Genomic DNA, 25,796 nt, shown 5'->3' on the forward strand with positions numbered 1-25,796 from the left:
CCAGGTCGGCGCCCGGCCGGCCGTCAGACCACCTGCTGCTCCGTCTGCCGCTCCAGCCCCAGCTTGGGCAGCTCCACCGGCCCGCTGCCGAGCACGCCGCCGATCAGCCCGGGCGCGGTCGGCGTGGTGCTCCGCGGAGTGGTGCCGCCCGAGCCGGTGCCGGAACCGCCGTGGCCGGAGCTGCCGCCACCGGTGCCGCCGGCGCCGGTCGGCGCGTGACCGGCGCCGCCGGTGCTCGGCGAGGGCTTGGCCTTGCCGCTGCTCTTGCCCGGGGAGGGCGAGGCGGACGGCGGGGAGCTCGCCGGCCGGGACGGCGCGGGGGACGGGGTGGGGCTGGGCGAGGGCTTGGCAGGGGCGCTGTTGCCGGGCCACAGCGGGGAGCCGAAGTCGGTCGGCGACTTGACCGGGGTCTGCTGCTTGCCGGTGCGGACGGCCGCGCCGAGCATCGAGCCGACCAGCAGGGTGAGCCCGACGACCACCGCGGTGACGACCGCGCCGCGCCGCAGTACCCGGCGGCGCAGCGCCTCGGGCGCCCGGGTGCCGTAGCGGCGCCAGGCGTTCAGGGTGATCCGGCCGTCCAGCGAGGCGAACGGCGCCCCGGCGATCAGCAGCGGGCTCCAGGCGGCGAGGAAGATCAGGTCGGGGGCGTCGTAGACCGGGACGGCCCGCCAGCTGACGGTGAACAGCAGCGCCGCGGAGAGCAGCATCCCCGCGCCGGCCGCCAGCCGCTGCCACAGGCCGAGGATGGTCAGCACGCCGACCACGATCTCGGTGAACGCCACGGCGAGACCCGAGCCGACCGGGTGCGCCATCGCGAAGTCCAGCAGCGGCGAGGCGGCCTTCCACGGGTGCAGGGCGGAGAGCCAGCGCATCATCGAGCCGCGGTCGCCGCCGTCGAAGTACACCGGGTCGCAGAGTTTGCTGAACCCGGCGTAGACGGACAGCGAGCCGAGCACCGCACGCAGCGGCAGCAGGACCAGCCCGAGGTCGACCCGGCGGCCCGGCTCCCGCAGGTGCTTGGCCTCGGCGGCCTTGGAGGCCGACACCTCCGGCAGCTCGCCGTACGGGGCCCAGGAAGCGTTGCCGGCCCGCCCGGCGGCCGCCGCGGCCTCGGAGTACCCACCGGCGCCGGGCGCGCCGGGCTGCCGGGGCACCGCGCGCCCGTACGACGGGATCGGCGGGAGCCGCTGGGTGTCGTCGGCGGCGAGCTCCCCGGCGGGGGCCGGGACGGTGCTGAGCCGGACGGCTTCGAGCAGCTGAGTGGCCGCCAGGTCGCCGGGGGCGGCCTGGCCGCTCCAGGTGACGGCGGTGACCCGGCCCTTGCGTCGCGGGGTGCCGCCGATACCGGCCATCGCCGGCACCTCGGTGCTCGGCAGGACGACCTGGGGGGTGACCATGGGGCGGGTACCGAGACCGGCCGCGCGGTAGGGATTGGCGTACGGGTTGCCGCCGCTCTGCATGCCGTACGGGTCGCCGAAGGCCGCACCGGCGGGGGCGTCGATCAGCGGATCCACCGGGGTGACCAGTCTGACCCGGAAGCTGGCCTGGGTGCTGCTGAGCTTCGCCGGGTCGGACGGCACCTTGACCGTGTTGAGGGCGGGCCCGGAGTCTATTCCCGCCGTGCCGCCCTGCCCGGGGCGCCGAGGTGTTCTGGTGTCCACACCCCTCTAACCGGGTGACGGCCCCTTAGGACACTCTCCCGGGTGGATTCCGGGACGGGATTTGAAGTGATCATGAGAAAACCGACCGGGCCCGAAAGGACCCGATCGGTTCCGTTCCGAACAGCCGTCAGAGACGGTCAACGGAGGCGATCAGCAGAGCCGGCCGTACTGCACAGGGCTGTCCCGGACCGCACCGGACCGCACCTCGCGGAGCCGGTGCGGGCCCGGGCAGCCGGGTCAGGCGCTCTTGGCGCGCAGTCGGGCGGCCTCGTAGAGCACGATCCCCGCCGCGACACCGGCGTTCAGCGACTCGGTGGCGCCCGGCATCGGGATCCGCACCCGGATGTCGCAGGTCTCCGCGACCAGGCGGGACAGGCCCTTGCCCTCGGAGCCGGCCACGATCACCACGGGGCCGGACAGCAGCTCCAGGTCCCCGATCTCGGCCTCGCCGTCGGCGGCCAGGCCGACCACCATCAGGCCGGCCTTCTGGTAGGCCTCCAGCGCGCGGGTCAGGTTGGTGGCGCGGGCGACGGGCAGCCGGGCGGCGGCGCCGGAGGAGGTCTTCCAGGCACCGGCCGTCATACCGGCCGCGCGGCGCTCGGGAATGACCACGCCGTGCGCGCCGAAGGCGGCGGCGGAGCGGACCACGGCGCCGAGGTTGCGGGAGTCGGTGACCCCGTCCAGAGCCATGATCAGCGCCGGCTCGGCGTTGTCGGCGGCGTCCGCGAGCAGGTCGTCCGGGTGCGCGTACTCGTACGGCGGGACCTGGAGCACCAGGCCCTGGTGGTTGAGGCCGCCGGTCATCTGGTCCAGCTGCGGGCGCGGAGCCTCCATCAGCGGGACACCGCGGTCGTTGGCGGCCTGGAAGGCCTCACGGACCCGGTCGTCGGTCTCGATGAACTGCATCACGTAGAGCGCGGTGGCGGGCACCCCGCCCTTCAGCGCCTCGACCACCGAGTTGCGGCCGACCACCAGCTCCGCCGCACCGGCGCCGCCGCGCCCGCCGCGGGCACCGGCACCGGCCCGGCGCATGCCGGCCCGGGACTTGGCGTCACGCTCGCGCTTGAGGGCCGCGTTGGCGGCGCGCTGCTTCGGGTGACCCTTGCGGGCCTCACCGGGCGGCGTCGGGCCCTTGCCCTGGAGTGCCTTCCGGCTGTGGCCGCCGGTACCGACACTCGCGCCCTTCTTCGAAGTGGGGTTGCGGCGGTTCCTGCGCTGGCTGTTGCCGGCCATGGCTGTACTTCCTGTCTCTTCTGCGTCATACGGGGGGCCGCACCGGCGCCGGTGCGGCCCACCCTCACCCCGACGAGTACGGGGTTACTGGTTGTTGATGGTCCAGCGCGAGCCGGACGGAGTGTCCTCGATCACCAGACCGGCCTTGCCGAGCTGGTCCCGGATGGCGTCCGAGGTGGCGAAGTCCTTACGGGCGCGGGCCGCCTGGCGCTGCTCCAGCACCAGCTGGACCAGCGAGTCGACCACACCGCGAAGGTCGTCGCCGTGGTCCGCACCGGCCCACTGCTCGTCGAGCGGGTCCAGACCCAGTACACCGAGCATCGCACGGACCTCGGCGAGTCGCGCCACCGCGCTCTCCTTGTCGCCCGCGGTGAGCGCGCTGTTGCCCTGCCGGACGGCGGTGTGCACCACGGCCAGGGCCTGCGGGACGCCCAGGTCGTCGTCCATCGCCTCGGCGAAGGACAGCGGCACCTCCGGTGCGGCGTCGACCGGGCCGCAGCTCTCGATCACCCGCTGGATGAAGCCCTCGATCCGGGCGAACCCGGTCTCGGCCTCCCGGACCGACTCCTCGCTGTACTCGATCATCGAGCGGTAGTGCGGGCCCGCCAGGTAGTAGCGGAGCACGATCGGCCGCCAGCGCTGGACCATCTCGGAGATCAGCACCGAGTTGCCGAGCGACTTGCTCATCTTCTCGCCGGCCATGGTGACCCAGGCGTTGTGCACCCAGAAGTTGGCGAAGTCGTCGCCGAAGGCCTTGGACTGGGCGATCTCGTTCTCGTGGTGCGGGAAGATCAGGTCCAGCCCGCCGCCGTGGATGTCGAAGGCCCGGCCCAGGTACTTGTGCGCCATCGCGGAGCACTCCAGGTGCCAGCCCGGCCGGCCCCGGCCCCAGGGGGTGGCCCAGCTGGGCTCACCCTCCTTGGCGCGCTTCCACATCGCGAAGTCGCGCGGGTCGCGCTTGCCGGTCTCGCCCGCGCTGGACGGCTGCCGGAGGTTCTCCAGCTCCTGGTTGGAGAGCGCCAGGTAGTCCGGGTAGGTGGTGACGGCGAAGTAGACGTTGCCGCCGGACTCGTAGGCGTGGCCCCGGGCGATGAGCTCCTGCATCATCTCGATCATCTCGGGGACGTGCCCGGTCGCCCGCGGCTCCACCGACGGCGGCAGGCAGCCGAGCGCCGCGTAACCGTCGTTGAAGGCGCGCTCGTTGGTGTAGGCGACCTCCCACCACGGGGTGCCGAGCTCGCGCTCCTTGGCGATCACCTTGTCGTCGATGTCGGTGACGTTGCGCACGAACGTGACCTGGTAGCCGCGGTAGCCGAACCAACGGCGCATCACGTCGAAGTTGAGGTTGGACCGGATGTGTCCGATGTGCGGGGCAGCCTGGACGGTCGCGCCACACAGGTACATGGAGACACAGCCCGGTACAAGCGGGACGAAGTCGCGTACCTGGCGGGTGCTGGTGTCGTACAGGCGAAGGCTCACAGCGTCAAGCGTAGTGGGCTGCGGGGGGTGCCCCGCCACCTTTCCGGCGCGCTGCGGACCGGTTCATGCCACATCGCGATGCCCGCACTGCGGGACACCGCGGAGCCTAGCGTAGCGATACGAATACAAACCGGTTTGTCGACCTGCCGATTCCACCGACGATTACGCAGGTCAGCACGGGTGCGCCGGGCCGTACGGGCTCAGCGCCGGGCGGCCGCCCGCGCCGGCGCCGCCCCGGAACGCCCTCGGGGGCGCCGCTCCGGGAGATTCCGGCCACGGCGCCCCCGAGGGCCGAGCGCGCGTCAGATGTTGCCGACGACCTTCCTCGGGACGAGCCGGACGACCACCCGGACGTCCTCGGGGCCGTCGAACCCGTAGTCCTCGCCGCGGTACTTGCGGGAGAGCTCGTCGATCAGCTCCCGGCCGCCCTCGGCCGTCATCCGGACCTCGCCGCGCACCTCGGCGTAGGTGTACGGGTGGTCCGGCGGGTTGACCACCAGGCTGACCCGCGCGTCCCTGGCCATGTTGAGGTGCTTGCGACGGCCCTGGACGGTGGAGAACAGGACGTCGTCGCCGTCCCGCTTGACCCAGACCACCGAGGACTGCGGGCTGCCGTCGGGCTGGGTGGTGGCGACCACGGCGAAGGTCTTGCCGTCGAGCAGTTCCTTCAGCCGGTCGGGGAGTACGGCACCCATCTGGACCTCTTCTCAGTGGACGAACGGACTGGTACGGGGCCAAGCTACCCACCCCGCCCCCCGCCGGTCCGCCGGACACTCGCCGACGACCGGATCGGGTCAACCCAGCCGGTACACCAGGGCGGTGGCCAGCGCCGCGAGGCCCTCGGCCCGGCCGGTCAGACCCAGTCCGTCGGTGGTGGTGCCGGAGACCGACACCGGCGCGCCGACGGCGGCCGAGAGCACGGCCTGCGCCTCCGCGCGCCGCTTGCCGATCTTCGGGCGGACACCGACCACCTGGATCGCCACGTTCCCGATCTCGAAGCCGGCCGCCCGTACGATCCGCGCGGCCTCGGCCAGCAGGGTCACCCCGGCCGCCCCCGCCCACTCGGGCCGGTCGGTGCCGAAGTGCGCGCCCAGGTCCCCCAGGCCCGCCGCGGAGAACAGCGCGTCGCAGGCGGCGTGCGCGGCGACGTCGGCGTCCGAGTGGCCGGCCAGGCCGTACTCGGAGTCCGGCCACTCCAGGCCGGCCACCCGCAGCGGGCGGCCCGCCTCGAAGGCGTGCACGTCGGTGCCGATACCGACCAGCGGGATGACGGGCGCGGTCCGCTCAGAAGCCATCGGAGGCCCTCCTTCGGGCGAGTACGGCCTCGGCCAGCACGAGGTCCAGCGGACGGGTCACCTTGAAGGCCTCCTCGTGCCCGGGCACCACCACCACCCGGCCGCCGAAGCGCTCGACGAGCCCGGCGTCGTCGGTGACCGGCGGCAGGCCGCCCTCGGCCTCCTCCGCGAGGGCCTTCTCGTGCACCTCGTGCAGGGTCGCGCGCAGGAAGCCCTGTGGGGTCTGCACCGCGCGCAGGGTGGCCCGGTCCGGGGTCTCCAGTACCGGCTCCGGCCCGCCGTCGGGCTGCGGGCTCACCCGCTTCACGGTGTCGGCCAGCGGGACGGCCGGCACCACCGCCCCGGCCCCGGCGCGGACGGCCGCGGCCACCGCGTCCACCACCTCGACGGGTACCAGCGGGCGGGCGGCGTCGTGCACCAGCACGATCCCGACCTCGGCCGGGATGGCCGCCAGGCCGAGCCGGACCGACTCCTGCCGGGTCGCGCCGCCGGCCACCACCCGGATGTCCTTGCCGGCCAGACCGTGGCTGTCCAGCAGCGCGGCCACCTCGGCGACGCCGTCGGGCGGAGCGGCGACCACCACCAGGCCGACCGCCCGGCTGCGCGCCAGCGCCCGTACCGCGTGGACCAGCAGCGGCACCCCGCCGAGTTCCCGCAGGGCCTTCGGGGCCCCCGGGCCGAGCCTCTCCCCCCGGCCCGCGGCGGGGACGACCGCCGCCGCCGCGAGTTGTGCTGTGGCGTTCAGGTTTCGCTCCTCAGTCGCAGTGGGTATGGCCCTGCCGTGCGCATCGGGCGCCCGGCACGACCCCCTTCCGGCTGCACGTTAGTGGATGGCCACCCGCAGTGGCGGCCGTCCTCGGACATGCCGAAGCGCCCGAGGTGCTGTTGCACCACCGGGGACGACTGCGCGTCCTGGGTGGCGCACCCGCATCGGGCGCCGTGGCATGCAGAGGGCTGTGACTACGAGGCGAGGACCTCGTCGAGCAGCGTCTCCGCCTTGTCCTCGTTGGTGTTCTCGGCCAGCGCAAGCTCGCTGACCAGGATCTGGCGTGCCTTGGCGAGCATCCGCTTCTCGCCGGCCGACAGGCCGCGCTCGCGCTCGCGGCGCCACAGGTCGCGCACGACCTCGGCGACCTTGATGACATCACCCGAAGCGAGCTTCTCGAGGTTCGCCTTGTAGCGGCGGGACCAGTTCGTGGGCTCCTCGGTGTACGGTGCACGAAGCACCTCGAAGACCCGGTCGAGACCTTCCTGACCGACTACGTCACGCACACCGACGAACTCTGCGTTCTCGGCGGGCACGCGCAGTGTCAGGTCTCCCTGCTGCACCTTCAGCACCAGGTAGGTCTTGTCCACACCTTTGATCTGGCGAGTTTCGATGGCCTCGATCAGCGCAGCCCCGTGATGGGGGTAGACCACCGTGTCGCCAACCTTGAACGTCATGTGACAGGACCCCTTCCGTGGCTTTCCAGAATAACACGCTTTTCTGCCGACCCGAAGGGCGTTTTCGCAGGTCAGGGCGGGTCTCGGGGCTTGACAATCACCCCCATCACATGCTGCGACCGGTGTTCGAGGAGAGCTTCCCGCAGGTCGGAGGCGGTCCGAGAGGTCGACGAAACCCTTGGCAACACTCCCGAAACCATGGTTTGATCTTGAGTTTTTGCCGCGACTCGCGCCGCGCCCCGGCAGTGACCTGCGCCACGTCCCGGCCGGTGGCGGACACCGGCCCTGCGACCACGGTCCGAACCGCCCGGACCGGCGCTCCCCGGCGACCGGCCCGCGACACGGGGCCACCCCGTGAGAAGCGGATAACTGCGGTGGGTAGTCTGAGCGCTGACCACAGACCGTGATCCACATCCGTGATCCACATCCACCGTGATCTCACCCAAGGAGAAGTCGCCGCCGTGAGCCGGAGCCTTCGACGCGGCGCCATCGCCGCCCTCGTCCTCGCCGCGATCGTCCCGCTGTCGGCCTGTGCCGCCGGGAACACGCCGGACACCCTGGAGATCAAGCCGGACAACGCGGCGACCTCGCTCGGTGACAACCTGCGGCTGAACAACATCGTGGTGGTGACCCCGGCGCGCACCGCGGCCGGCGCGGGCGAGTCCGCCGCCGTACCCGCCACCGTCACGGTCAACATCAGCAACACCGGCCAGGCGCCGGAGTCGCTGAAGTCGATCACCGTCGGCGACGCCGCCGCCACCTTCACCGACGCCAAGGGCGCCCCGGTCAACGAGATCGTGATCCCGGCCGGTGGCGCCGTGCTGATCGGCGGCCCCGAGCAGCCCAACGCCCGCGTGGCCTCGGCCAAGCTGAGCACCGGCGGGTTCGCCACCACCAACTTCACCTTCGCGGTGGCCGGGAAGGTCGGCGCCGAGGCCGCCGTCCAGCCGGCCGTCGGCCTGTACGCGGGCTTCGGCCCCAAGGCCGAGGTCCTGCCGTCCGCCTCGCCGGTGGTCGCCCCGGCCCCCTCGGCCAGCGGGTCCGCCACGGCCTCCGCGTCGGCGACCGCTCCGGTCCCGCCGTCGGGCTCGGCCTCCGCGCCCGCCTCCGGCGCCGCGACCGCGACCGGCACGCCGACCGGCACCGCGTCGAGCAGCCCCGCCGCCGGTCACTGACCCGTGTGACGCCCGAGAGGGCCCCCGCTGAGCGGGGGCCCTCTCGGTGTGCGTGCGGCCGGGGCGGCCGCCGGCTCGGCTACGGCTCGAACTTGTAGCCCAGGCCGCGGACGGTGACCAGGTAGCGCGGCGCGCCCGGGTCGGGCTCGATCTTCGCCCGCAGGCGCTTCACGTGGACGTCGAGGGTCTTGGTGTCACCGACGTAGTCGGCGCCCCAGACCCGGTCGATCAGCTGCATCCGGGTGAGCACCCGGCCGGCGTTGCGGAGCAGCATCTCCAGCAGGTCGAACTCCTTGAGCGGGAGGTCGACCTTGGCGCCGTCCACCGTCACCACGTGCCGGTCGACGTCCATCCGGACCGGGCCGGCCTCCAGCGCGCCGGGTGTGGCGCCGCCGCCGTCTCCGTTGCCGTCCTCGCCGCGGCGGCGCAGCACGGCCCGGATCCGGGCCACCAGCTCGCGGGTGGAGTACGGCTTGGTCACGTAGTCGTCGGCCCCTATCTCCAGGCCGACCACCTTGTCGATCTCGCTGTCCTTGGCGGTGACCATGATCACCGGGACGTTGGAGCGCACCCGCAGCTGACGGCAGACCTCGGTGCCGGGCAGGCCGGGGAGCATCAGGTCGAGCAGCACCAGGTCGGCGCCGTTGCGCTCGAACTGCTCCAGCGCGTCCGGGCCGGTGGCGGCCACGGCCACCTCGAAGCCCTCTTTGCGGAGCATGTACGAGAGGGCGTCGCTGAACGACTCCTCGTCCTCGACCACCAGTACTCGGGTCACGATCGGGCCTCCGGGGCAGGAAGGGGGTTCGACGCGGTCGCGTCGGAACGGGTGATGGATGACGGGCGGTCCGGGGCCTGGCCGGCCGGGAGCCGCAGGGTGAAGGTCGAACCCTGGCCCTCGACGCTCCAGACCGACACGGTGCCGCGGTGCGAGGCGGCCACGTGCTTGACGATCGAGAGGCCTAGACCGGTTCCCCCGGTGGCCCGGGAGCGGGCGGGGTCGACCCGGTAGAAGCGTTCGAAGATCCGCTCGCGGTCCTTCTCCGAGATGCCGATGCCCTGGTCGGTCACCGAGATCTCGATCAGCTCGCCGTCCGCCTCGCCCAGCGCGGCGGCGCTGGAGATCCGGCGGGTGGCGATGGCGACGCGGGTGCGCGGCGGGCTGTAGTTGACGGCGTTCTCGACCAGGTTGCCGAGGGCCGCGGCCAGCTGGCCGCGGTTGCCGTCCAGGTAGAGGTCGCCGATGCCGCCGGCCGCGATCAGGATCTGCTTGGCGGCGGCGGGCTGCCGGCAGCGGTCGATCGCCTCGGCGATCAGCTCGTCCACCGGCACCGGCTCGGGGTCGGGCAGCAGCCGGTCGTCCTGGACCCGGGAGAGGTCGATGATCTCCTGGACCAGGCTGGCCAGCCGGGTCGCCTCGATCTGCATCCGGCCGGCGAACCGCTGGACGGCCTCCGGGTCGTCGGAGGCGTCCGCGACGGCCTCGGAGAGCAGCGAGAGCGCGCCCACCGGGGTCTTCAGCTCGTGCGAGACGTTGGCGACGAAGTCCCGCCGGATCGCCTCGATCCGGCGGCGCTCGGTGAGGTCCTCGACCAGCACGAGGACCAGCCGGGAGCCGAGCGGGGCGACCCGGACGGAGACCGCCAGCGCCTCGGCCGCTCGGGCCGCGCCGGGGCGGGGCACCTCCAGTTCCACCTGGCGGATCTCACCGTCCCGGCGGGTGGCGCGGGCCAGCGAGAGCATCTGGTCGACGGCCATCGCGCCGCCTCGGACCAGTCCCATCGCATAGGCGGCGGAGCTGGCCTTGACCACCTCGTCGCCCTCGCCGAGCACGATCGCGCACGAGCGGAGCACCGAGAGCACGGTGTCCACGCCCGGCGGTAGTGCGGGTTCCTGGACCGGCGGCCCGGCGGTGCCCGTCCTGCTGTTGGTCCTGCCGCCCCTACTGCCCTTCGCCTGCTCGCGCTCACTCCAACGGAAGGCGATGGCGGCCGTGAGGCCGACGCCGAGCCCGGCTATGGCGCAGGCTGCGGCGGCGGCCACATTCACGTCCATACGGCCAGCGTAAGCGCATGCCGACCGGGTCCCGTACGGGTGCGATCAAGGCATCGGCCTCACGTTGCCGAGAATTCACCTTCAAGCTGCCGCCGATTCACCGGACCGGCCGTGGGTGGTCGCCCGAACGGCTCAGTCTGGGTGATGCAAGCCCGTGTGGGCGGTGACGCGGCTACCATTCGCGCCACCAGCAGCGGCCGTTCCGGGCCGTCCGAGGGTACGAGCGATCCGGAACGTCCGGTCGGCACCGCCACCGACACAGCTACTGATGGACCGATCGACCCCCGCGTCGGCGTCCAGGAGGAGAGAGCATGCGCGACGCGTACCACGAGGAACTCGACTCGATCAGCGACGGCCTGGTCGAGATGGCCCGGCTGGTCGGCTCGGCCATGGGCCGGGCCACCACGGCGCTGCTCGACGCGGACCTGGCCCTGGCGGAGAGTGTGATCACCGCCGACGACAAGGTCAACGACCTGCACCACGAGCTGGAGAACCGGGCGATCGACCTGCTGGCCCGCCAGCAGCCCGTCGCCACCGATCTGCGGATCGTGGTCACCTCGCTGCGGATGAGCGCCGACCTGGAGCGCTGCGGCGACCTCGCCCGTCACGTCGCCAAGGTGGCCCGGCTGCGCTACCCCGAGACCGCGGTGCCCGCCGACCTGCACCCGATCGTGCTGGAGATGGGTCAGCTGGCCCAGCGCCTGGTCGCCAAGGCCGGCCAGGTCATCGCCACCAAGGACGTCGACAAGGCGCTGGAGCTGGAGCGGGACGACGACGCCATCGACGCGCTGCACCGCGAGCTCTTCTCGCACCTGCTGGACGACCGCTGGCAGCACGGCATCGAGACGGCCGTCGACGTCACCCTGGTCGGCCGGTACTACGAGCGGTTCGCCGACCACGCGGTGTCGGTGGCCAAGCGCGTGGTGTTCCTGGTGACCGGTGAGCACGTCACCGAGTTCGTCGCGGCGACCGAGGCGGCCGCCGAGGTCGACTGACCACCGGGCCGACGTGGGGGCGCACATGATGGGTGTGCCCCCACTTCCATGCGCCCGTTGACGCCCCGTCACGGCCCGGGTTCACTCGAAGGGCAGGCACGTGCCACGTGCCCTGACGAGGAGGGCACCAGCGTCATGAAGGCAACCGCCACCCCGACCACCCCGCCCAAGAGCATCACCGAGCCGCCCGTCGCCGGCCTGCTGCCCGTCCTCGCGGCCGGCTGTGGCTGCGGCCCGGGCTGCGGCTGCGGCTGCCAGTCCGGCGCCCCCTGCCAGTGCGGCGGCGTCAGCGGCGGCTGCTGCGGCCACTGAGCCCGCCGGGCCTGTGGCGGCCCGCGCACGACGAAGCCCCCCACCGGCGGGATACGCGCCGGTGAGGGGCCTGATCGTTTCTTCGCCTACTTCTCGCCCTACTTCTTGCCCTGGGTCTGGAGGGCCCGTTTTTTTGACCAGGTCAGAGGGACACAGACTCCCGCTGACCTGCGGTCGGGCGGTCATCAGCGGTCGTTGTTGGCCGTTGCTTGTCGCCCTCGGAGGGCCCAGAGAGGGCCCGGCGACGTCGCCCCCGGACTTCACTCAAGACAAGAGGAGCAGCCTCTCCTTCGCTCGCCGTGGCGCAAGAAGGGCCGCGTCCCTCGACGGGGTCGTTCCGAAGTGGCAGCTGAAACCCTGGGTAACGGGTTACGCCACACTCGCTTTCGAGGTCTGAGATCCACCGTTCAGCAACGGTCGCGGACGTTCCGGCCGCAGATGAGAAGGGCCTGCGGATCCTTGGCGCACCTGGCTGAACGGTGATGGATGAGACCACGGCACGGGCTCCGCATGCGGGCGTGCGACCGGACTGGTTCGTGCCTACGGTTGATTTGGGAACCACGCGGTGGAGCCTCTCACGTGCGTCTCAAGCTGGGGCTCTTCCAGCGGGCCTTCGATGGTGTGGCGCTTATGGCTGCGAGAGGAGCGCCCGATCATGGCTAATGGATATGAGGTGCCGGCGACTGAGAGGCCGGTCGAGAGAACCCCGCGGGACGAGCGCACCGGTAGGTTCCTCGTGCTGTTGGAGCAAGAGGAGATGGCAGCAGGCCTGCGAGCGCTCGAAGAAGGAGCGGGCGTGGCTGGTGTGGAACACGTAACCGGCGGTGACGCGGGTGACACGGGTGTCCTGGCTCACCAGGGCTCATTAGTGTTCGACGATCTGGGCGTGGCTGTGATCACCGTCGACCCGGAACAACAGGTGGCGCTGGAGAGCACCGTTGCGTCGACCAGTGGGCTGGCCATTGAACCGGAGCGCGCGGTGTACGCATGCACGGTAACCACGGACTATCTGCGGGGGTACCGCGACGGCATGGCGGCTGGCATCGGCCTGACGATTGACGAGGAGGCCCTTACCCATGAGTCCGCAGCTCACGTGGTTCAGATTCAAGATGGACCAGCATCGACCTGGGGTGTTCGTGCGGTACTGGCATCCGAGGCCACGCAGCTAGGGCACGGTGTAGGCATCGCGGTTCTGGATACGGGGGTGGCAGCGAACCATGCGGACCTTTCGGGCCGGGTTCGGTCGACACGGTCCTTCGTACCAGGCGAGGAGGTCGAAGACGGGCACGGACACGGCACCCACTGCTGCGGAACGGTTTGCGGCGGGAGTGCTGGCGCAAACGCCTATCGGTACGGAGTGGCGCCCGGGGTCGACCTATATGCGGGCAAGGTGCTGAACAATCGAGGCCGCGGTACCGATACGGAGATCCTTTTCGGCATTGAGTGGGCCATGAACGAGAAGGACGTACGGGTTATCTCACTGTCGCTCACGCGGGCGATTCCTCCCGGCCAGGGGTACTCGCCGCACTACGAGCGAGCCGCCCAGCGCGCCATGCAGAAGGGCACGCTCATCGTTGCCGCCGCTGGGAACTACAGCACCCGGCCCGGGTACACCGCTCCGGTCAGCAGCCCAGCGAACTGCCCCACGATCGTTGCAGTGGGAGCCGTGGACCCGTACCTGGGTATCGCCGATTTCTCGTGCGGAGGTCAGCACCCCAACGGGGGTGAGGTCAGCCTGGTGGGGCCAGGTGTGAATGTTTACTCAGCGTGGCGGGATGGTGGCTACAAGAGACTCGATGGAACAAGCATGGCGACACCGCACGTTGCTGGAGTAGCGGCCCTAATGTGGGAGCAGCGGCCGGAAGCCACCGTCGCAGAGATCAAGAGCGCGTTGAGGGCCAACGCGAGGGTGCTGCCCCTTTCCAGCGCTGATGCGGGCGCTGGACTGGCGCAGGTGCCGTTGGGATGAGAATCTGGGGCGCCGTAGATAGGAGCGCAGGATGAGATCTGTCAAGGATCCAGCACAGAACGCGAGAAACCGCGTTCCTATCATCGTCGTGGTGGATGCCGGTCGGCTCGACGAGACGGTGGAGGCTCTCCGTCGCGCCGGTATGACCGTGGACTCCGTCCTGCGAGGCATCGAAGCTGTCGCTGGCTCCGCGCCAGAGGACTTGATCCCGACGCTGGAAGCCGTGAGTGGGGTGGAGGGCGTGGAGCGTGAGGGCGGCTTCCAGTTGCCCGATCCGGAGTCGACGCTTCAGTAGCTCGCTGGCGGGGCGGTGACCTTGGCCGATGGCTCCTCCTGAAGGGAGCCATCGGCTTCTCAGGTTAGGGCGTCAGCGATCAGTTGCATTGAGTGCACAATCGCGACCGCGCCGGCCGCTGCAAGCTTCGCATCCTTCCCCGGCTTGTTGGCGTACCCGATGGTGGCCACTCCCGCCGCGTCTCCGGCCTCAACGTCCCTGGCGGCATCGCCGATGAAGATGCACTCTTCCGGCTTGCTGCCGGCCGCGTCCATCGCCTCCAGGAGAAGACGCGGGTTCGGCTTCATGGACCACGGATCGCCCGGCGCCCGGCCGAAGACGCCGGCTACGTAGTTGTTGAGCCCGTGATCGGTGAGGTACGCCTCGATCGCCGCGCCCGAGTTGTTGCTGACTACCGAGACCGCGCGGACGGAGCTGGCGCAGGCCCGCAGAACCGATTCGCCGCCTGGGGTCGGGTGGCCGACCCGGACAGCCTCGGTCTCAAGAAACGTAAGCACGCTGTCCGCCACCGCTGTCAGGTCCGGGCGGGCATCTGCGATCAGGCGAAGCAGGGCGAGCGGGTCAGCCTCTGTCTCGCCCCCGGCTGGGGCCTGCTCGTCGCAGGCGAACAGGCCCAGACGAAGGCGTCTCGCGACTTCCGGCGCGGGCAGCCCGGCGAAGACCGAGCAGACCGGGCCGTCGAAGTCGAGTAGCACGTGTTTCACGGGTCGAAGCACGTCGGCGAGCGACGGGGGAACGGCGGTCACGGCTGGCGCTCGTACGCGATCGTGGACCATACGCTGTCGAACCACATCTGTGCCTGCTGCACGTACTGCGATCCGAGCGAGGCATCGTCCGGGCCGGATGCGTGGTGGAAGAGCGTGGTGTCCTTGCCGGTGACGTCGTAGAACGTGTAGTCGTTGCCGTCGATGGCCACCGTTCGCTCCCGGAGCGGGTAGAAGCCGAAGAACGCCTCTGAGCGGTTCAGGATGTACAGCTTGAACAGGCTGGACGCCCGGTGCACCTTCACCTGAACCGTGGCCGACTGGACGAGACCAAGCTCCGCCAGCATCTCGACCGAGTGGGCGATGCCGCCAGCGTTGGTCAGCGCGATGTTGCGCGCGCGGTCCCGGAGCGCGGCTTCGTCCTTGAGGCCATCCACCAGGACGGGCACGGCCATGGACTCGGACGTGTCCGGCAGGAGGAGCCGCACAGTGATGGACTCCGGGGCCAGCCGCCCGGAGCGCACCTTGTCGAGCGGTTCCTGCATGGCGTTGTGGAGCGTCTCGCTGGAGAAGCCTGCGAAGTCGAGGGTCACCTGCTGCTGCTCGAAGGCTGCTTCGAGGTGAGGGCGAAGGCCGACCGGGCGCGACGTGCGCTCCCGCACGAAGGACCCGCTGCCCTGTCGGGTCACGATCAGCCCCTCGGTCCGGAGTAGGTCGAGGGCCTTGTCGATCGTGCCGCGTGCCACGCCGAAGTGCTTGGCAAGTTCAGGGCCGGACGGGAGCTTGTCGCCGGTTTCGAAGCCGGGCTTCTTCGTGAGGATCGAGGCCCGCAAAGAGCTGCTGACCTGCTGATACGGCGGGCGGGAGTCATCCGGGTCGAGGCTCATGCACCCATGCTAAGGCAGATGCCCAACACACGCGAGAAACCCAACCCTCTTGACCTGCCTAGGCAGGTTGTCTATGTTGAGTGTGTCGCGACCGAGAGATGCGGGAGCGGCAAAGAGGGGCCTTCTTGAGGCTGCTCTGACCTGCGTAAATGCGCCCGGAGGGGTGGGGTGAAAGCCCCCCGAAGGAAGCGCCCGTCCCTTGAGAATTCAACAGTGTGCTGATCAACGAACGAGTCACTTTGGTGACCGACCCGCGCCGGTGTTGGGCGGGTCGGGATCCATGGCTACTCGTGCGTGACGAGTGGTCTGGGCCCATGAAAACGGGCCGCCGCGCTCCGGCCAAGGAGTGCGCGGCGGCCCTCGGGCCCACCGCCCCGTGTGGAAGAGGTAGTCCCGTGAAGTCGATTGTTGCAGGCCAGCATGCCGTGAACTCGGAGGAGTTCGCGGAGCTGGCGTTGGGCGTGGACTCGGAGCTGTTCGCCGGTGTGCCCGGTGAGTCGGCGATCGAGCGCCAGGCCCGCTTGGACGTGGCGGTGGCGGTGCTGGCGGACCTGCGCCGGGAGGACCCGGAGCTGGCCGCCTACGCCGAGCGCCTGATGAACACCGCCCCGGTGCCGCTCCACAACACCCGCCGCGCCGCCCGCCCCGGTGGGGTCCTGGGGGTGGCGGCGTGAGCCGAGCCGCGAAGTTCTGGATGGTCGCCGCGCTGCTGGCGGTTGTCGCTCTGGCGTTCCGGGTCTCCTGGAACGCGCTGCGGGACGTGGCGACCGCGATCGGCGCCGACCCGACCGCCGCCACGGTCTACCCGCTGGTGATCGACGGCCTCATGGCGCTGGCCCTGATCGCCGTGCTGATCCTCACCGGGGCCGACCGCACGTTCGCGCTGCGGGTACTGGTCGGCTACACGGTCGCCTCGCTGGTCCTCAACTACGTGCACGGTCTCGCGCCCGACCTGCACGGCGGCGGCCGGGCCAAGCTGGCCGACTGGGCACCCGCCCACTGGGCCCTGGTCCTGCTCGCCTCGTCGCTGCCGGTCGGCTCGATCGCCTTCGGGTCGGACCTGGTGGCCAAGGTGCTGCATCACAAGCCCGAAACGACAGAAAACACCCAGATCGCCGTAAATCGGTCGGTGTCTGACCTGCCCGAACCTGCCGACCCGGACCCGCTCGGGTCGGTCTACGAGTCGCCCGCCCCGGCCCCCGCCGCCGCCGCCGCCGCCGCCGAGCCGACCATCCCCGCGCCCGTGGCGGAGCCGGTCCGGCCGGTCAAGGCCGTCGCTGCGGTGGCGAGTCGGCCACGTCGGGCCACCGGCAGCGTGCCGCCGTCGGCCCGTGCGGCCAGGCCGAGTCGGACGGCGACCGAGCTGATGACCGAGGCCCGCACCGTCACGGCCGGGTGGCCGGACGATGAGCTGGTGGCCGACCGGATCCGGGAAACGGTCCGCACGTCGTCCGCCAAGGCCCGGAAGCTGCGCGACGCTCTCAAGGCCGAACGCGCCGAACTGGACGCCCGGCCGGACCTGCACGCCGTCCCCGACCCCGAGACCACGGCGCCGGCCGAGGACGTCGACGGCACCGAGACCGACGGCGAGCAGGCATCGTGACCGCCGCCGCCAGCAGCACGGGGACGATCCCGACCTACAAGTGGCGCCAAGCCCCGGACGGTTACGCGACCCTCCGCCAGCTCCGCAAGCGGGGCCTGCGGCCGGGCGGTCAGCCGGTCGCCGCCCAGCTCCAATGGCGCTCCCGCTTCGGCGGCCACGCGCTGGCGTTCCTGTACCGAATCGACCTCGCCGCCCCGGTCCGCCCGATGACCCCCGCCAAGGCCGCCGCCCTCGCCGCCGCGAACCGCGCCCGGCGGATGTGCCCCGACTGCAGGCGCGACGCCGGGTACGTCCTCCCGGCCCGCTACGGCACCTGCATCCCATGCGCCTTCGAGACCGCCGCCGCCGTCATCGCCTCCGCCTGAACCGCCCGCGACCACCGAGGGAGACCCCGTGAGTGACCAGCAGTTCATCACCTACATGGCCGCGTTCCAGAAGGCTGCCGAGCACACGGGCGCTTGCGCGCCCTGCCAGGACGACCGCCTGTGCCCGACCGGCGACCCGCTCCACGCCGAGTTCCTCACCCAGCAGGGCCGGTGGGAGGCGAACAAGCGCCGCACCGAGCGCAACGCGGCACGGCGCGCCGCCTGGCGGGCCGCCAGCCGTCACCGGATGGCCCGCCACGCCGCGAGCGACCTGATCACCTACGGCCCGTGGAACGGCGACCGCCCGGCCGCCACCACCGCCGACGTCATCCGCCGGACCAGCGCCCTGTACGGCGGCCACCTGGACGCGCCCATCACGCCCGCCGAGGCCGCCAAGGCCCTCGAAGCAGCCCTGACCACCTGACCACTAGAAGAACAGCGCCACTGGCACCAATCCCGGGACGGCCGCTCAGCTTGCCGGCATGTCGGCCGTCCCGGGCTCTCCACCCACCTGAGATGTGCGGAAGGACGCCCAGTGAACCACGGACCCAACATCCCCGACCCGGACGGCAACGAGGACCTGTTCGCCGCCCTGGAAGCCGACCTCGACAACGACAGCCAGGGCGGCGACGTCGCGGACCTGGCCAACGTCCGGGCGCTTCGCCCCGGTTACCTGCCCCACCAGCCCAAGCCCACCGACCCGCCCAGCGACGGCGGCGAGCAGGTGGAGCTGGTGCCCACCGACGACGACCACGACGACGAGGACGGGCCGTCCGTCTACGTGGACGACCCCGCCCTGAGCCTGTCGAAGGTGCCGGTCGAGCGGCGGCGTGAGCCACTGCTGCCCAAGTGGGCCTCCAACGCTGCCCAGTTCAAAGCCGCGGCTCGCTGGGCCGCAGGTCAGGCCGCGTACGTCACCGCGTTCCACGCCATCCGGCTGCCCTGGTACGGGGCCAAGCTGGCGCTGCGCGCGCCGCGCGGCCTCGCCCGCACCGTCGGCCGCGCGAGCCGGTGGGTGTCGGACGCGCAGGGCGCCCCAATGCGCGGGGTCGCGGTGCGACGTGAGGACGCCGAGCTGTACCTGAAGCTCACCCGGCAGCGTGACGCGAAGGTCCGCCTGCGGGGGCTGATCGCCGCCGTCGCCGGGGCCATCGGCGCCGTGGCGCTGTCGGTGCTGTGGGTGATGTCGCCGGGCTGGACGCATCTGGCGCTGCTGGCCGCCGCCGTCGCCGCGTTCGGCAAGCTGGGGGCGCCGGCCGACGAACCGCTGATCTCCCGGTCCGTGGTGAAGAACAAGACCCCCCGTCTGACCAGCGACATCGTGGAACGCGCGCTGATGTCGCTCGGCATCGCGGGGATGGGCAAGGGCGCCATCGCGTTCCCCGCCCCGATCACCCGGGACGGGCCCGGGTGGCGCGCGGATGTCGACCTGCCGCACGGCGTCACGGCCGGGGACATCATGGAGCGCCGCAAGCGTCTCGCGTCCGGCCTGCGGCGCCCGCTGGGCACCGTGTGGCCGGAGGGCAACGCCGACGAGCACGAGGGACGCCTTGTCCTGTGGGTCGGCGACAAGGACCTGTCCAAGACCGGCAACGTGGTGTGGCCGCTCGCCAAGGACGGCCGCCACGACCTGTTCAACCCGATCCCGTTCGGCCGCGACCCGCGCGGCCGCTGGATCAACGTCCCGCTCGTCCAGCACAACGTCCTGTTCGGCTCCCAGCCCGGCCAGGGCAAGACCAGCGCCGTCCGCGTCCTGGCGAGCGGCGTGGCGCTCGACCCGAGCGCCGAGATGTGGACCCACGAACTGAAGGGATCCGGCGACCTCGACCCGTTCGAGGCCGTGTCCCACCGGTTCGTCTCCGGCATCGACGCCGAGTCCATCGAATACGCCGCCGAGTCACTGAAGCTGCTGCGCAAGGAGGTGATGCGCCGCACCGGCGCGCTCAAGAAGCTCCCGCGCGACCTGTGCCCCGACAAGCGCGTCACCCGGCAGATCGCCGACATGGGCATCGGCCTGCACCCCCTGGCCTGCATCATCGACGAATGCCAGAACCTGTTCGCCGACCCCGCCGTCGGCAAGCAGGCCGGTGAGGACGCCGAGTTCATCATCAAGATCGGCCGCGCGTTCGGCGTCATCCTGCTGCTCGCCACCCAGCGCCCCGACAAGGACTCCCTGCCCACCGGGATCTCCGGCAACGTCTCCATCCGGTTCTGCCTGCGCGTCGCCGGTCAGATCGAGAACGACATGATCCTCGGCACCTCCGCGTACAAGAACGGCGTCCGCGCCACCACCTTCCGCCCCGAGACCGACGCCGGACTCGGCTACCTGGTCGGCGCCACCTCCACCGCGACCGCGGTGCGCACCGCCTACCTCGACGCCGACGCCACCGAGAAGATCGCCCGCCGCGCGCACGCCATGCGCACGGCGGCCGGCACCCTCACCGGCCACGCCACCGGCCAGAGCCCGCAGACCTCCGAGCCCAACTCCACGCTGCTGGACGACCTCTCCGCCATCTGGCCGCCCAAGGAACCGCGCGTCTGGTCCGAAACCCTCACCACCGCCCTCGCCGCCCTGCGGCCCGACACCTACGGCGGATGGGCCCCCGAACAGCTCACCTCCGCCCTCAAGCCGCTCGGCATCGAACCCGGCCAGATCTCCCGCCGCATCGACGGCAAGGTCGTCAACCGACGCGGATTCGACCGCGACGACCTCACCACCGCCATCGCGGATCGTAACCGGAAGCGGTCCGCCAGCTAGCCAGCACAGGTGCTTGCGCAAGCACCCACACCCCGCTTGCGCAAGCACCCCCGCTAGCACCCCAACCGGGCGCTCACCAGCACACAAGCGGTAAGCGCCCCACCTGCGAAAACCCCAAAAACAGCCCCGGAGGACCCCTCATGACCCCCGCGCTGCTCGCTTTCGCCTGCCTCATAGCCGTCACTCTCGGTTATGTCGTGGTGTGTGCGGCCCAGCCGTTCGCCACCTGCCGGACCTGCCACGGCATCGGCCACCAGCTCACCACCGACCGCAACGGCCGCCCCAAGCGCGGCAAGCCCTGCCGCCGCTGCAAGACCACCGGACTGCGAATCCGCACCGGTCGGCGCCTGCTCAACGCCTGGCAACGCACCTACCGCAACGGCACCCGCTAACCCCTCCCCCGACCACCAGGCCTGACGCCCCGAAGGAGAACCGCAGTGATCGTCTCCGTCTCCACCGCCTTCCTGTTCGCCGTCATCACCGGCGCCCTCATCCACGCCAAGCGCGTCGGGGTCGGCGCCGCCCTCGCCGTGTTCCTGTTCGGCTTCACCCTCGCCTCAACCGGACTCGCCGGGCCCGTCAACGACCTGATCGCCGCCGCCATCACCGCCATCGGCAGCACCAAGTGACCACCCCCGACATCCGGCCGCTCGCCGCCGTCCACCTGCGCGAGGCATTCTCGGCCGCCGCCGACCACGACGGCCCGGCCGCCCTCGCCGCCCTCATGCACATCGACGCCGCCTCCTGGCAGGCGATCGAACACCGGATGGCCGCCCTCGGAACCACTGTCCTGGACGCCCTCGCCTTTGCCGCCCGAACCGGAGGAACCCCGTGAGCGCCACCACCGACCTGATCGCCGCTGCCCTGATCTTCGGCCCGGGCGCGGCGGGCGCCACCGCCTACGCGATCAGCATGCGCGGCCAGCGTGCCGACTCCGCCCGCGTGCGGGCCGTGCTCGCCGACTCCGCCGCCGAACGCGCCGCCCTCACCGATCACCAGGACGGACCCACCCCGCCCCCGGCCCGCGAGCCCGCACCCGCACCCGCACCCGCACCGCAGGCCACCCCGCCGGTCCGGCTCGCCACCGTCATCGACTTCCCCATCCGCCGCACCGCCTGACCGGACGGAAGACCTCGCAACGACAACGGCGGCCCCCTTCCGCCAAGAACCGGGGCCGCCGCCAATCCAGCACCGTCATAGAGAACTGGAGACATCCAGCATGACCCAACCGATGGACATTCGGGGAGAGCACCTGCCCACCGCTCTCTCTTTGGCACCGCACGGCGTGCCCGTGCTGCCGTTGCGAGCCGGGAAGGTGCCGTTCGGCAACTGCCCCGCCTGCGCGAACAACGCGTGCGGCGGCCGACCGAACATGAAGACCCCCGGCCCCTGCACCTGCCCGGCGCCCTGCCACGGCTGGGCCGCCGCCACCACCGACCCCCACGTCATCAGCGCCCCGGCGTGGGCGCGGGCATGGCGTGAGGCGGCGGCGGTGGCCTACCACCCCGGCGGCGCGGGCCTGACCGTCGTGGACCTCGACAACACGGACGCCATCGCGTGGGCCCACACTGACCTGCCCGCCACCCGGATCGTGCGCACCGCCAGGGGTGAGCACTGGCTCTACCAGGGCGTCATGCAGTCCGCCAACGCGGTGCGGCCCGGCGTGGACATCAAGTCCACGATGGCCTACGCCCGGTGGCTCGGTCTCGGCACCGGCCCCCTCACCGCCCTGCCGGACGTGATCCGCGCCCTGGTTGTGAAGGAGCCTGCCCCGGTCCGGCCAGCAGCCGTCACCGTGCCCGCCCCGGCCCGGGGCGGGAGGTGCCCGCACCGCAGCCCGGCTTACCTGGAGCGTGGCATCGCCATGGCGGAGCAGCGCATCACCCAGGCGTCCAGTGCGGTGCACGCGACCGTGTTCGGGGCGTTCCTGGCGGTGCTGTCCACGCATGGCCGGTGCGGGTGCCTGACCGAGGCGCACACCGCGCGGCTGTTCACCGCCGCGCAGGTCAAGGGCGAATCGCTGCGGCACTGTGCCGACGCGTGGAGCAACGCCCTGACCCGGTTGGGGCTGTAGCCGTGGCTGAGGACGAGAAGACCCCGGCGCGCGAGGTCATCGCGGACTACGCGCAAGCGCACTTCCGGTACTTCCGTACCGCCGACGGGACCGTGTACGCGCAGAAGAACGGCCACCCGGTGGCCCGTCCGATCCGCTCCCAGGGCACGACGGGCAGCCACCGCCAGGAACTCATGGTCGGCCTGTTCAAGGACGGGATCGGCGTGTTCAACGGCACCGCGTTGAAGGAGGCGCTGGACCTGATCGAGGCGCTGGCCCTGTCTGAGGAGGTGCAGCCGGTCCACATCCGGGTGGCCCCCGGGTTCGACGGGGCGACGTGGCTCGACCTGGGCCGCGCCGACGGGCAGTCCGTCCGCATCCACCCCTCCGGCTGGGACGTCGCCGTCCCGGACCCGCGTGAGGTGTGCTGGCGGCGCACCCAGCTCACCGGCGAACTGCCCCTGCCCGTCAAGGACACCGATGGCAAGGGCATCGACCTGCTGTTCGGGCTGTGCAACTTCGCCACCGCGGCGACCGAGTGCCTGGCGATCGCGTGGCTGATCGGTTGCCTGGGGCCGTCCGTGCCGGTGCCGGCGCCGTTTCTCACCGGTCCGCAGGGTGCGGGCAAGTCCAGCGGGGGCCGGATGCTGGTGAGGGTCATCGAGGGTATGAGCGGTGACCTGCGCCGGGCGCCGAAGGACGAGGAGAACCTGATCGCGGCGGTGGCGGCCGGATGGGTCACGGCCCTGGACAACCTCTCCCACATGACCCCGGACCTGTCCGACGCGATGTGCTGCATCGTGACCGGAGCCGAGAGCGTCAAGCGCGCCCTGTTCACCGACGGGGACGTGTTCCGCGTCGGCTACCGCCGGCCCCTGCTCCTGACCGGCATCGACGTGGGCGTCATCCGGCCGGACCTGGCGGAGCGGCTTCTGCCGCTGCGGCTGGAGCGGCCCGGCGTCCGGGTCACCGAGGCGCAGTTGTGGGCGGAGTACGCGGAGGCTCTGCCGGCCGTGCTGGGGTCGCTGCTCGATCTGACGGTCAAGGTCCGGGCTGTGGAGGTGGAGACCCCGACTGATCTGCGGATGGCGGACTTCGCGCACCTGTGCGCGCAGCTGGATGCGGCGACCGGTCTCGGGGCGCTCGCCGCGTACCGGGCCAGCCTGGACGACCTGAACGACGACGTGATCGAGGGCGACCTCCTTGCGCAGACCGTCCTCCGGCACGCCGACACCATCGAGCCGGGCACGGCGCAGCGCATGACCTCCACCGAGTGGCTGCACTGCCTCAGCCGCCTCTACAGCGGCGATGAACTGCGGTCCGTGCCCAAGGGCTGGCCGACCACCGGGAAAGTCCTCTCCGACCGGCTCAAGCGCCTCCAACCCACCCTCGCCGCCCGTGGCCTGCTCATCGACACCGGCCGCACCAGTCAGGGCCGCTACCTCGAAATGACCCGCCCCGCCCCCGCGCCCCCGCCGGAGCGGGCCCCGCTGTTCTGACCCGCACCGCCGTTCGAACAGCAAGAGGAGCACCGGCGCCCGCGCACGGGTGCTCCTCTTGCTGTTCGGCGAAGCCGCCCAAGGGTCGTGCCGCGCAGCGGCTCCCTCTTTCGCTGTAAGGCGACCCCAACTGCAACAGACACCCTTCCTTTGTCCTAAGTAGGAAGACGCTGCGTCACTCGCGTCACGCGGGCCGAGCAACGGCCCCTGGCCTGCGCCGACGGCCGTGACGCAGACGCCGGACGCTGCGTCATCCCGCGTCATCCGCGTCATGGGGGTGTGGCACGGCCCGTGACACACCCATGACGCACGCCCCAACCGCCGAGGCGCCCAAATTCGCAGGTCAGAGGCCCGATTGACGCTGATGACGCGATGACGCAGAAATCCGCGCCTCGGACACCTACGCACCCCGAGAAGCCCCCGGACACAACACGACTCAACACCGAGGCCCCTATGAGCCGACCCCGTCCTGCTCAGTCCGACGCTCGCGCTGCCCTCCGCAGTGACTTGCCTGACCGGTACCTCACTCCCGACGACATCGCCGAGATCTTCGGTGTCCCGCGCGAAACCGTCTACCAGTGGCGCAGGAAGCGCACGGGCCCTCCCGGCTTCCGCGTCGGCAAGCACGTGCGCTACGACCCCGCCGAAGTAGGGGCCTACGTCACCCAGCGCAAGAACGTCGACCGCGTCGCGGCCTGACCAAGCTCCTCACACCGCCAGGGGTGGCCGCTTACCGGCCACCCCTGATCCATGCTGAGAAAGGACTCCACCTCCGATGGCCGGCAGCATCCAAGACCGCTGGTACAAGACCGACACCGACGCCAACGGCAAGACCGTGCGAGTCAAGACGGAGCGCTACGGGACCGGGCTCCGCTACCGGGCCCGCTACATCGCCCCTGACGGCAAGCGCAAGGGCAAGTCCTTCCCCGACGGACAGAAGCGACTCGCCGAGCAGTGGCTGATCAAGGTCACGGCAGACGTGGCCCGAGGCGATTACATCGACCCGAACGCGTCCCGGACCTCGTTTCAGGAGTTCGCGGAGGGCTGGCTCGCGAGCCAGAGCGGAGACCCGAATACCCGAGCCTCGATGCAGTCTCAGCTCAAGCTGCACGCCTTCCCGCGCATCGGGTCACGGCCCCTGGGGTCCTTTCAGCCCAGCCACATCCGAGAGTTCGTCACGCAGCTCGAAGCGTCCGGCATGTCCGGCGCGTACGCCCGTGTGATCTTCTCCAACGTCCGCGCTGTCCTTTCTGCGGCTGTCGAGGACGGCTACCTTCGACGGAACCCGTGCACCTCGCGCACGGTGACGCTCCCCGAGATGGGCCTTCGCCGTGTCGTTCCCTGGCAGCCGGACCGAGTCTTCGCCATGCGGGCTGCCATGGTCGAACGCTTCCGACCCATGGTCGACATGGGCGCCGGCTGCGGCCTGCGACAAGGGGAGATCCTCGGGCTGTCCGTGGATGAGCTGGACTTCGACAGCGGGACCCTGCACGTGGTGCAGCAGCTCAAGCTCAGCCTGAGCAAGCCCGTCTTCGCGCCCCCGAAGGGCGGCAAGCTCCGCGACGTACCGCTGCCCGATCCTGTGGCGGAAGCGCTCAAGGAGCACATCAAGCGGTTCCCGCCCATTGAGATCACGCTGCCGTGGATGCGGGCGAACGGCCGGCCCGTGACCAAGCGCCTGATCTTCACTGGGCCCAACGGTGGCCATGTCTGGCGTACCTCGCTGAATGAGGACCACTGGAAGCCCGCGCTGGCGTCCGTGGGCGTCATCCCGAAAGCCAGGAGCCGGGAGCACACCGCCGCGCGGGAGCACGGCATGCACGCCCTGAGGCACTTCTACGCGTCGATTCTGTTGGACGCAGGAGAGAGCATCAAGGCAGTCAGCGAGTACCTCGGGCACTCCGACCCGGGACTAACGCTGAAGGTGTACGCGCACCTCATGCCGAGCAGCCGCGACCGGGCCCGGCAAGCTCTCGGGCAAGCACTCCGGCCGCCGCAGGACCCGCCGCGTTAAGGTC

29 protein-coding genes are annotated in these 25,796 nt (G+C 71.2%); 18 read left to right on the forward strand and 11 right to left on the reverse strand.

Features of this window, described 5'->3' with window-relative positions; all coding sequences use genetic code 11:
* Positions 1–23: 23 nt before the first annotated feature.
* The 7 genes from OG871_RS17965 to OG871_RS17995 all read right to left on the reverse strand — a co-directional run bounded on the left by OG871_RS17965 (position 24) and on the right by OG871_RS17995 (position 7,111).
* The gene (locus OG871_RS17965) at positions 24–1,661 is read right to left on the reverse strand and encodes a DoxX family protein (RefSeq protein ID WP_371497833.1); all 1,638 of its coding nucleotides are present in this window, start codon (positions 1,659–1,661) and stop codon (positions 24–26) included.
* A gap of 237 nt (positions 1,662–1,898) precedes the next feature.
* A complete protein-coding gene (rlmB, locus tag OG871_RS17970; RefSeq protein ID WP_371497834.1) occupies positions 1,899–2,894 on the reverse strand; it encodes a 23S rRNA (guanosine(2251)-2'-O)-methyltransferase RlmB in 996 nt (331 codons plus the stop codon).
* Positions 2,895–2,978: 84 nt separating this feature from the next.
* On the reverse strand, positions 2,979–4,373 hold the full coding sequence (gene cysS, locus OG871_RS17975) for a cysteine--tRNA ligase (protein ID WP_371497835.1): 1,395 nt from the start codon (positions 4,371–4,373) through the stop codon (positions 2,979–2,981).
* Between the two features lie 302 nt (positions 4,374–4,675).
* Positions 4,676–5,068, reverse strand: coding sequence for a PPOX class F420-dependent oxidoreductase (locus OG871_RS17980; protein WP_371497836.1), 393 nt, complete (start codon positions 5,066–5,068; stop codon positions 4,676–4,678).
* 99 nt (positions 5,069–5,167) lie between these two features.
* Entirely contained in the window at positions 5,168–5,668 is a 501-nt protein-coding gene (ispF, locus tag OG871_RS17985) for a 2-C-methyl-D-erythritol 2,4-cyclodiphosphate synthase (RefSeq protein WP_371497837.1), read from the reverse strand.
* On the reverse strand, positions 5,658–6,440 hold the full coding sequence (ispD, locus tag OG871_RS17990; RefSeq protein ID WP_371503348.1) for a 2-C-methyl-D-erythritol 4-phosphate cytidylyltransferase: 783 nt from the start codon (positions 6,438–6,440) through the stop codon (positions 5,658–5,660). The genes ispF and ispD overlap by 11 nt, the downstream gene beginning before the upstream one ends.
* A 188-nt stretch (positions 6,441–6,628) precedes the next feature.
* The gene (locus tag OG871_RS17995; RefSeq protein ID WP_014136563.1) at positions 6,629–7,111 is read right to left on the reverse strand and encodes a CarD family transcriptional regulator; all 483 of its coding nucleotides are present in this window, start codon (positions 7,109–7,111) and stop codon (positions 6,629–6,631) included.
* A gap of 461 nt (positions 7,112–7,572) precedes the next feature.
* On the opposite strand from OG871_RS17995, the gene OG871_RS18000 reads away from it, so the two are divergent.
* On the forward strand, positions 7,573–8,286 hold the full coding sequence (locus tag OG871_RS18000; protein ID WP_371497838.1) for a DUF461 domain-containing protein: 714 nt from the start codon (positions 7,573–7,575) through the stop codon (positions 8,284–8,286).
* 79 nt (positions 8,287–8,365) lie between these two features.
* On the opposite strand, the gene OG871_RS18005 is transcribed toward OG871_RS18000, so the two are convergent.
* Positions 8,366–9,061 carry a response regulator transcription factor gene (locus OG871_RS18005; protein WP_033825386.1) on the reverse strand — a complete coding sequence of 232 codons (696 nt, stop codon included), beginning with the start codon at positions 9,059–9,061 and terminating at the stop codon, positions 8,366–8,368.
* Positions 9,058–10,338: a sensor histidine kinase gene (locus tag OG871_RS18010; RefSeq protein WP_371497839.1), complete on the reverse strand. Its 1,281-nt coding sequence runs from the start codon at positions 10,336–10,338 to the stop codon at positions 9,058–9,060. Before OG871_RS18010 ends, OG871_RS18005 begins: the two co-directional genes overlap by 4 nt.
* 311 nt (positions 10,339–10,649) lie before the next feature.
* Between OG871_RS18010 and phoU the strand changes: the two genes are divergently transcribed.
* From phoU to OG871_RS18030, 4 genes are all read left to right on the forward strand, one after another.
* Positions 10,650–11,333, forward strand: coding sequence for a phosphate signaling complex protein PhoU (gene phoU / locus OG871_RS18015; RefSeq protein WP_371497840.1), 684 nt, complete (start codon positions 10,650–10,652; stop codon positions 11,331–11,333).
* Positions 11,334–11,468: 135 nt separating this feature from the next.
* Positions 11,469–11,645: a hypothetical protein gene (locus tag OG871_RS18020; RefSeq protein WP_371497841.1), complete on the forward strand. Its 177-nt coding sequence runs from the start codon at positions 11,469–11,471 to the stop codon at positions 11,643–11,645.
* Positions 11,646–12,300: 655 nt separating this feature from the next.
* A complete protein-coding gene (locus tag OG871_RS18025; protein ID WP_371497843.1) occupies positions 12,301–13,614 on the forward strand; it encodes a S8 family serine peptidase in 1,314 nt (437 codons plus the stop codon).
* Positions 13,615–13,645: 31 nt separating this feature from the next.
* Positions 13,646–13,909, forward strand: a complete 264-nt coding sequence (locus tag OG871_RS18030; protein ID WP_371497844.1) for a hypothetical protein — start codon at positions 13,646–13,648, stop codon at positions 13,907–13,909.
* A gap of 59 nt (positions 13,910–13,968) precedes the next feature.
* Here the strand turns inward: OG871_RS18030 and OG871_RS18035 are convergent, their stop codons facing one another.
* Both OG871_RS18035 and OG871_RS18040 read right to left on the reverse strand, forming a co-directional pair.
* Entirely contained in the window at positions 13,969–14,655 is a 687-nt protein-coding gene (locus tag OG871_RS18035; protein ID WP_371497845.1) for an HAD family hydrolase, read from the reverse strand.
* Positions 14,652–15,500, reverse strand: a complete 849-nt coding sequence (locus OG871_RS18040; protein WP_371497846.1) for a GntR family transcriptional regulator — start codon at positions 15,498–15,500, stop codon at positions 14,652–14,654. The genes OG871_RS18035 and OG871_RS18040 overlap by 4 nt, the downstream gene beginning before the upstream one ends.
* 395 nt (positions 15,501–15,895) lie before the next feature.
* Between OG871_RS18040 and OG871_RS18045 the strand changes: the two genes are divergently transcribed.
* From OG871_RS18045 to OG871_RS18105, 13 genes are all read left to right on the forward strand, one after another.
* Positions 15,896–16,174, forward strand: a complete 279-nt coding sequence (locus OG871_RS18045; RefSeq protein WP_371497847.1) for a hypothetical protein — start codon at positions 15,896–15,898, stop codon at positions 16,172–16,174.
* Complete coding sequence (locus OG871_RS18050) at positions 16,171–17,103, forward strand: DUF2637 domain-containing protein (RefSeq protein WP_371497848.1); 933 nt, start codon at positions 16,171–16,173, stop codon at positions 17,101–17,103. The genes OG871_RS18045 and OG871_RS18050 overlap by 4 nt, the downstream gene beginning before the upstream one ends.
* Positions 17,100–17,468, forward strand: coding sequence for an RRQRL motif-containing zinc-binding protein (locus tag OG871_RS18055; protein WP_371497849.1), 369 nt, complete (start codon positions 17,100–17,102; stop codon positions 17,466–17,468). The genes OG871_RS18050 and OG871_RS18055 overlap by 4 nt, the downstream gene beginning before the upstream one ends.
* Positions 17,469–17,496: 28 nt before the next feature.
* Complete coding sequence (locus OG871_RS18060; RefSeq protein WP_371497850.1) at positions 17,497–17,892, forward strand: hypothetical protein; 396 nt, start codon at positions 17,497–17,499, stop codon at positions 17,890–17,892.
* A 111-nt stretch (positions 17,893–18,003) separates the two neighbouring features.
* Positions 18,004–20,226 (forward strand): cell division protein FtsK, encoded by a 2,223-nt coding sequence (locus OG871_RS18065; RefSeq protein WP_371497851.1) that lies wholly within the window; start codon positions 18,004–18,006, stop codon positions 20,224–20,226.
* Between the two features lie 140 nt (positions 20,227–20,366).
* Positions 20,367–20,618, forward strand: coding sequence for a hypothetical protein (locus tag OG871_RS18070; protein WP_371497852.1), 252 nt, complete (start codon positions 20,367–20,369; stop codon positions 20,616–20,618).
* 45 nt (positions 20,619–20,663) lie between these two features.
* A complete protein-coding gene (locus OG871_RS18075) occupies positions 20,664–20,855 on the forward strand; it encodes a hypothetical protein (RefSeq protein WP_371497854.1) in 192 nt (63 codons plus the stop codon).
* Entirely contained in the window at positions 20,852–21,061 is a 210-nt protein-coding gene (locus OG871_RS18080) for a hypothetical protein (RefSeq protein WP_371497855.1), read from the forward strand. The genes OG871_RS18075 and OG871_RS18080 overlap by 4 nt, the downstream gene beginning before the upstream one ends.
* Positions 21,058–21,345, forward strand: a complete 288-nt coding sequence (locus OG871_RS18085; protein ID WP_371497856.1) for a hypothetical protein — start codon at positions 21,058–21,060, stop codon at positions 21,343–21,345. The genes OG871_RS18080 and OG871_RS18085 overlap by 4 nt, the downstream gene beginning before the upstream one ends.
* Positions 21,346–21,445: 100 nt before the next feature.
* The gene (locus OG871_RS18090; RefSeq protein ID WP_371497857.1) at positions 21,446–22,300 is read left to right on the forward strand and encodes a DNA primase; all 855 of its coding nucleotides are present in this window, start codon (positions 21,446–21,448) and stop codon (positions 22,298–22,300) included.
* Between the two features lie 2 nt (positions 22,301–22,302).
* Positions 22,303–23,778 carry an ATP-binding protein gene (locus tag OG871_RS18095; protein WP_371497858.1) on the forward strand — a complete coding sequence of 492 codons (1,476 nt, stop codon included), beginning with the start codon at positions 22,303–22,305 and terminating at the stop codon, positions 23,776–23,778.
* A 453-nt stretch (positions 23,779–24,231) separates the two neighbouring features.
* On the forward strand, positions 24,232–24,477 hold the full coding sequence (locus tag OG871_RS18100; protein ID WP_371497859.1) for a helix-turn-helix domain-containing protein: 246 nt from the start codon (positions 24,232–24,234) through the stop codon (positions 24,475–24,477).
* A 76-nt stretch (positions 24,478–24,553) separates the two neighbouring features.
* Entirely contained in the window at positions 24,554–25,792 is a 1,239-nt protein-coding gene (locus OG871_RS18105; RefSeq protein WP_371497860.1) for a tyrosine-type recombinase/integrase, read from the forward strand.
* The last annotated feature ends 4 nt before the right edge of the window (positions 25,793–25,796 follow it).

It is taken from the genome of Kitasatospora sp. NBC_00374 (assembly GCF_041434935.1).
GTDB lineage: Bacteria > Actinomycetota > Actinomycetes > Streptomycetales > Streptomycetaceae > Kitasatospora.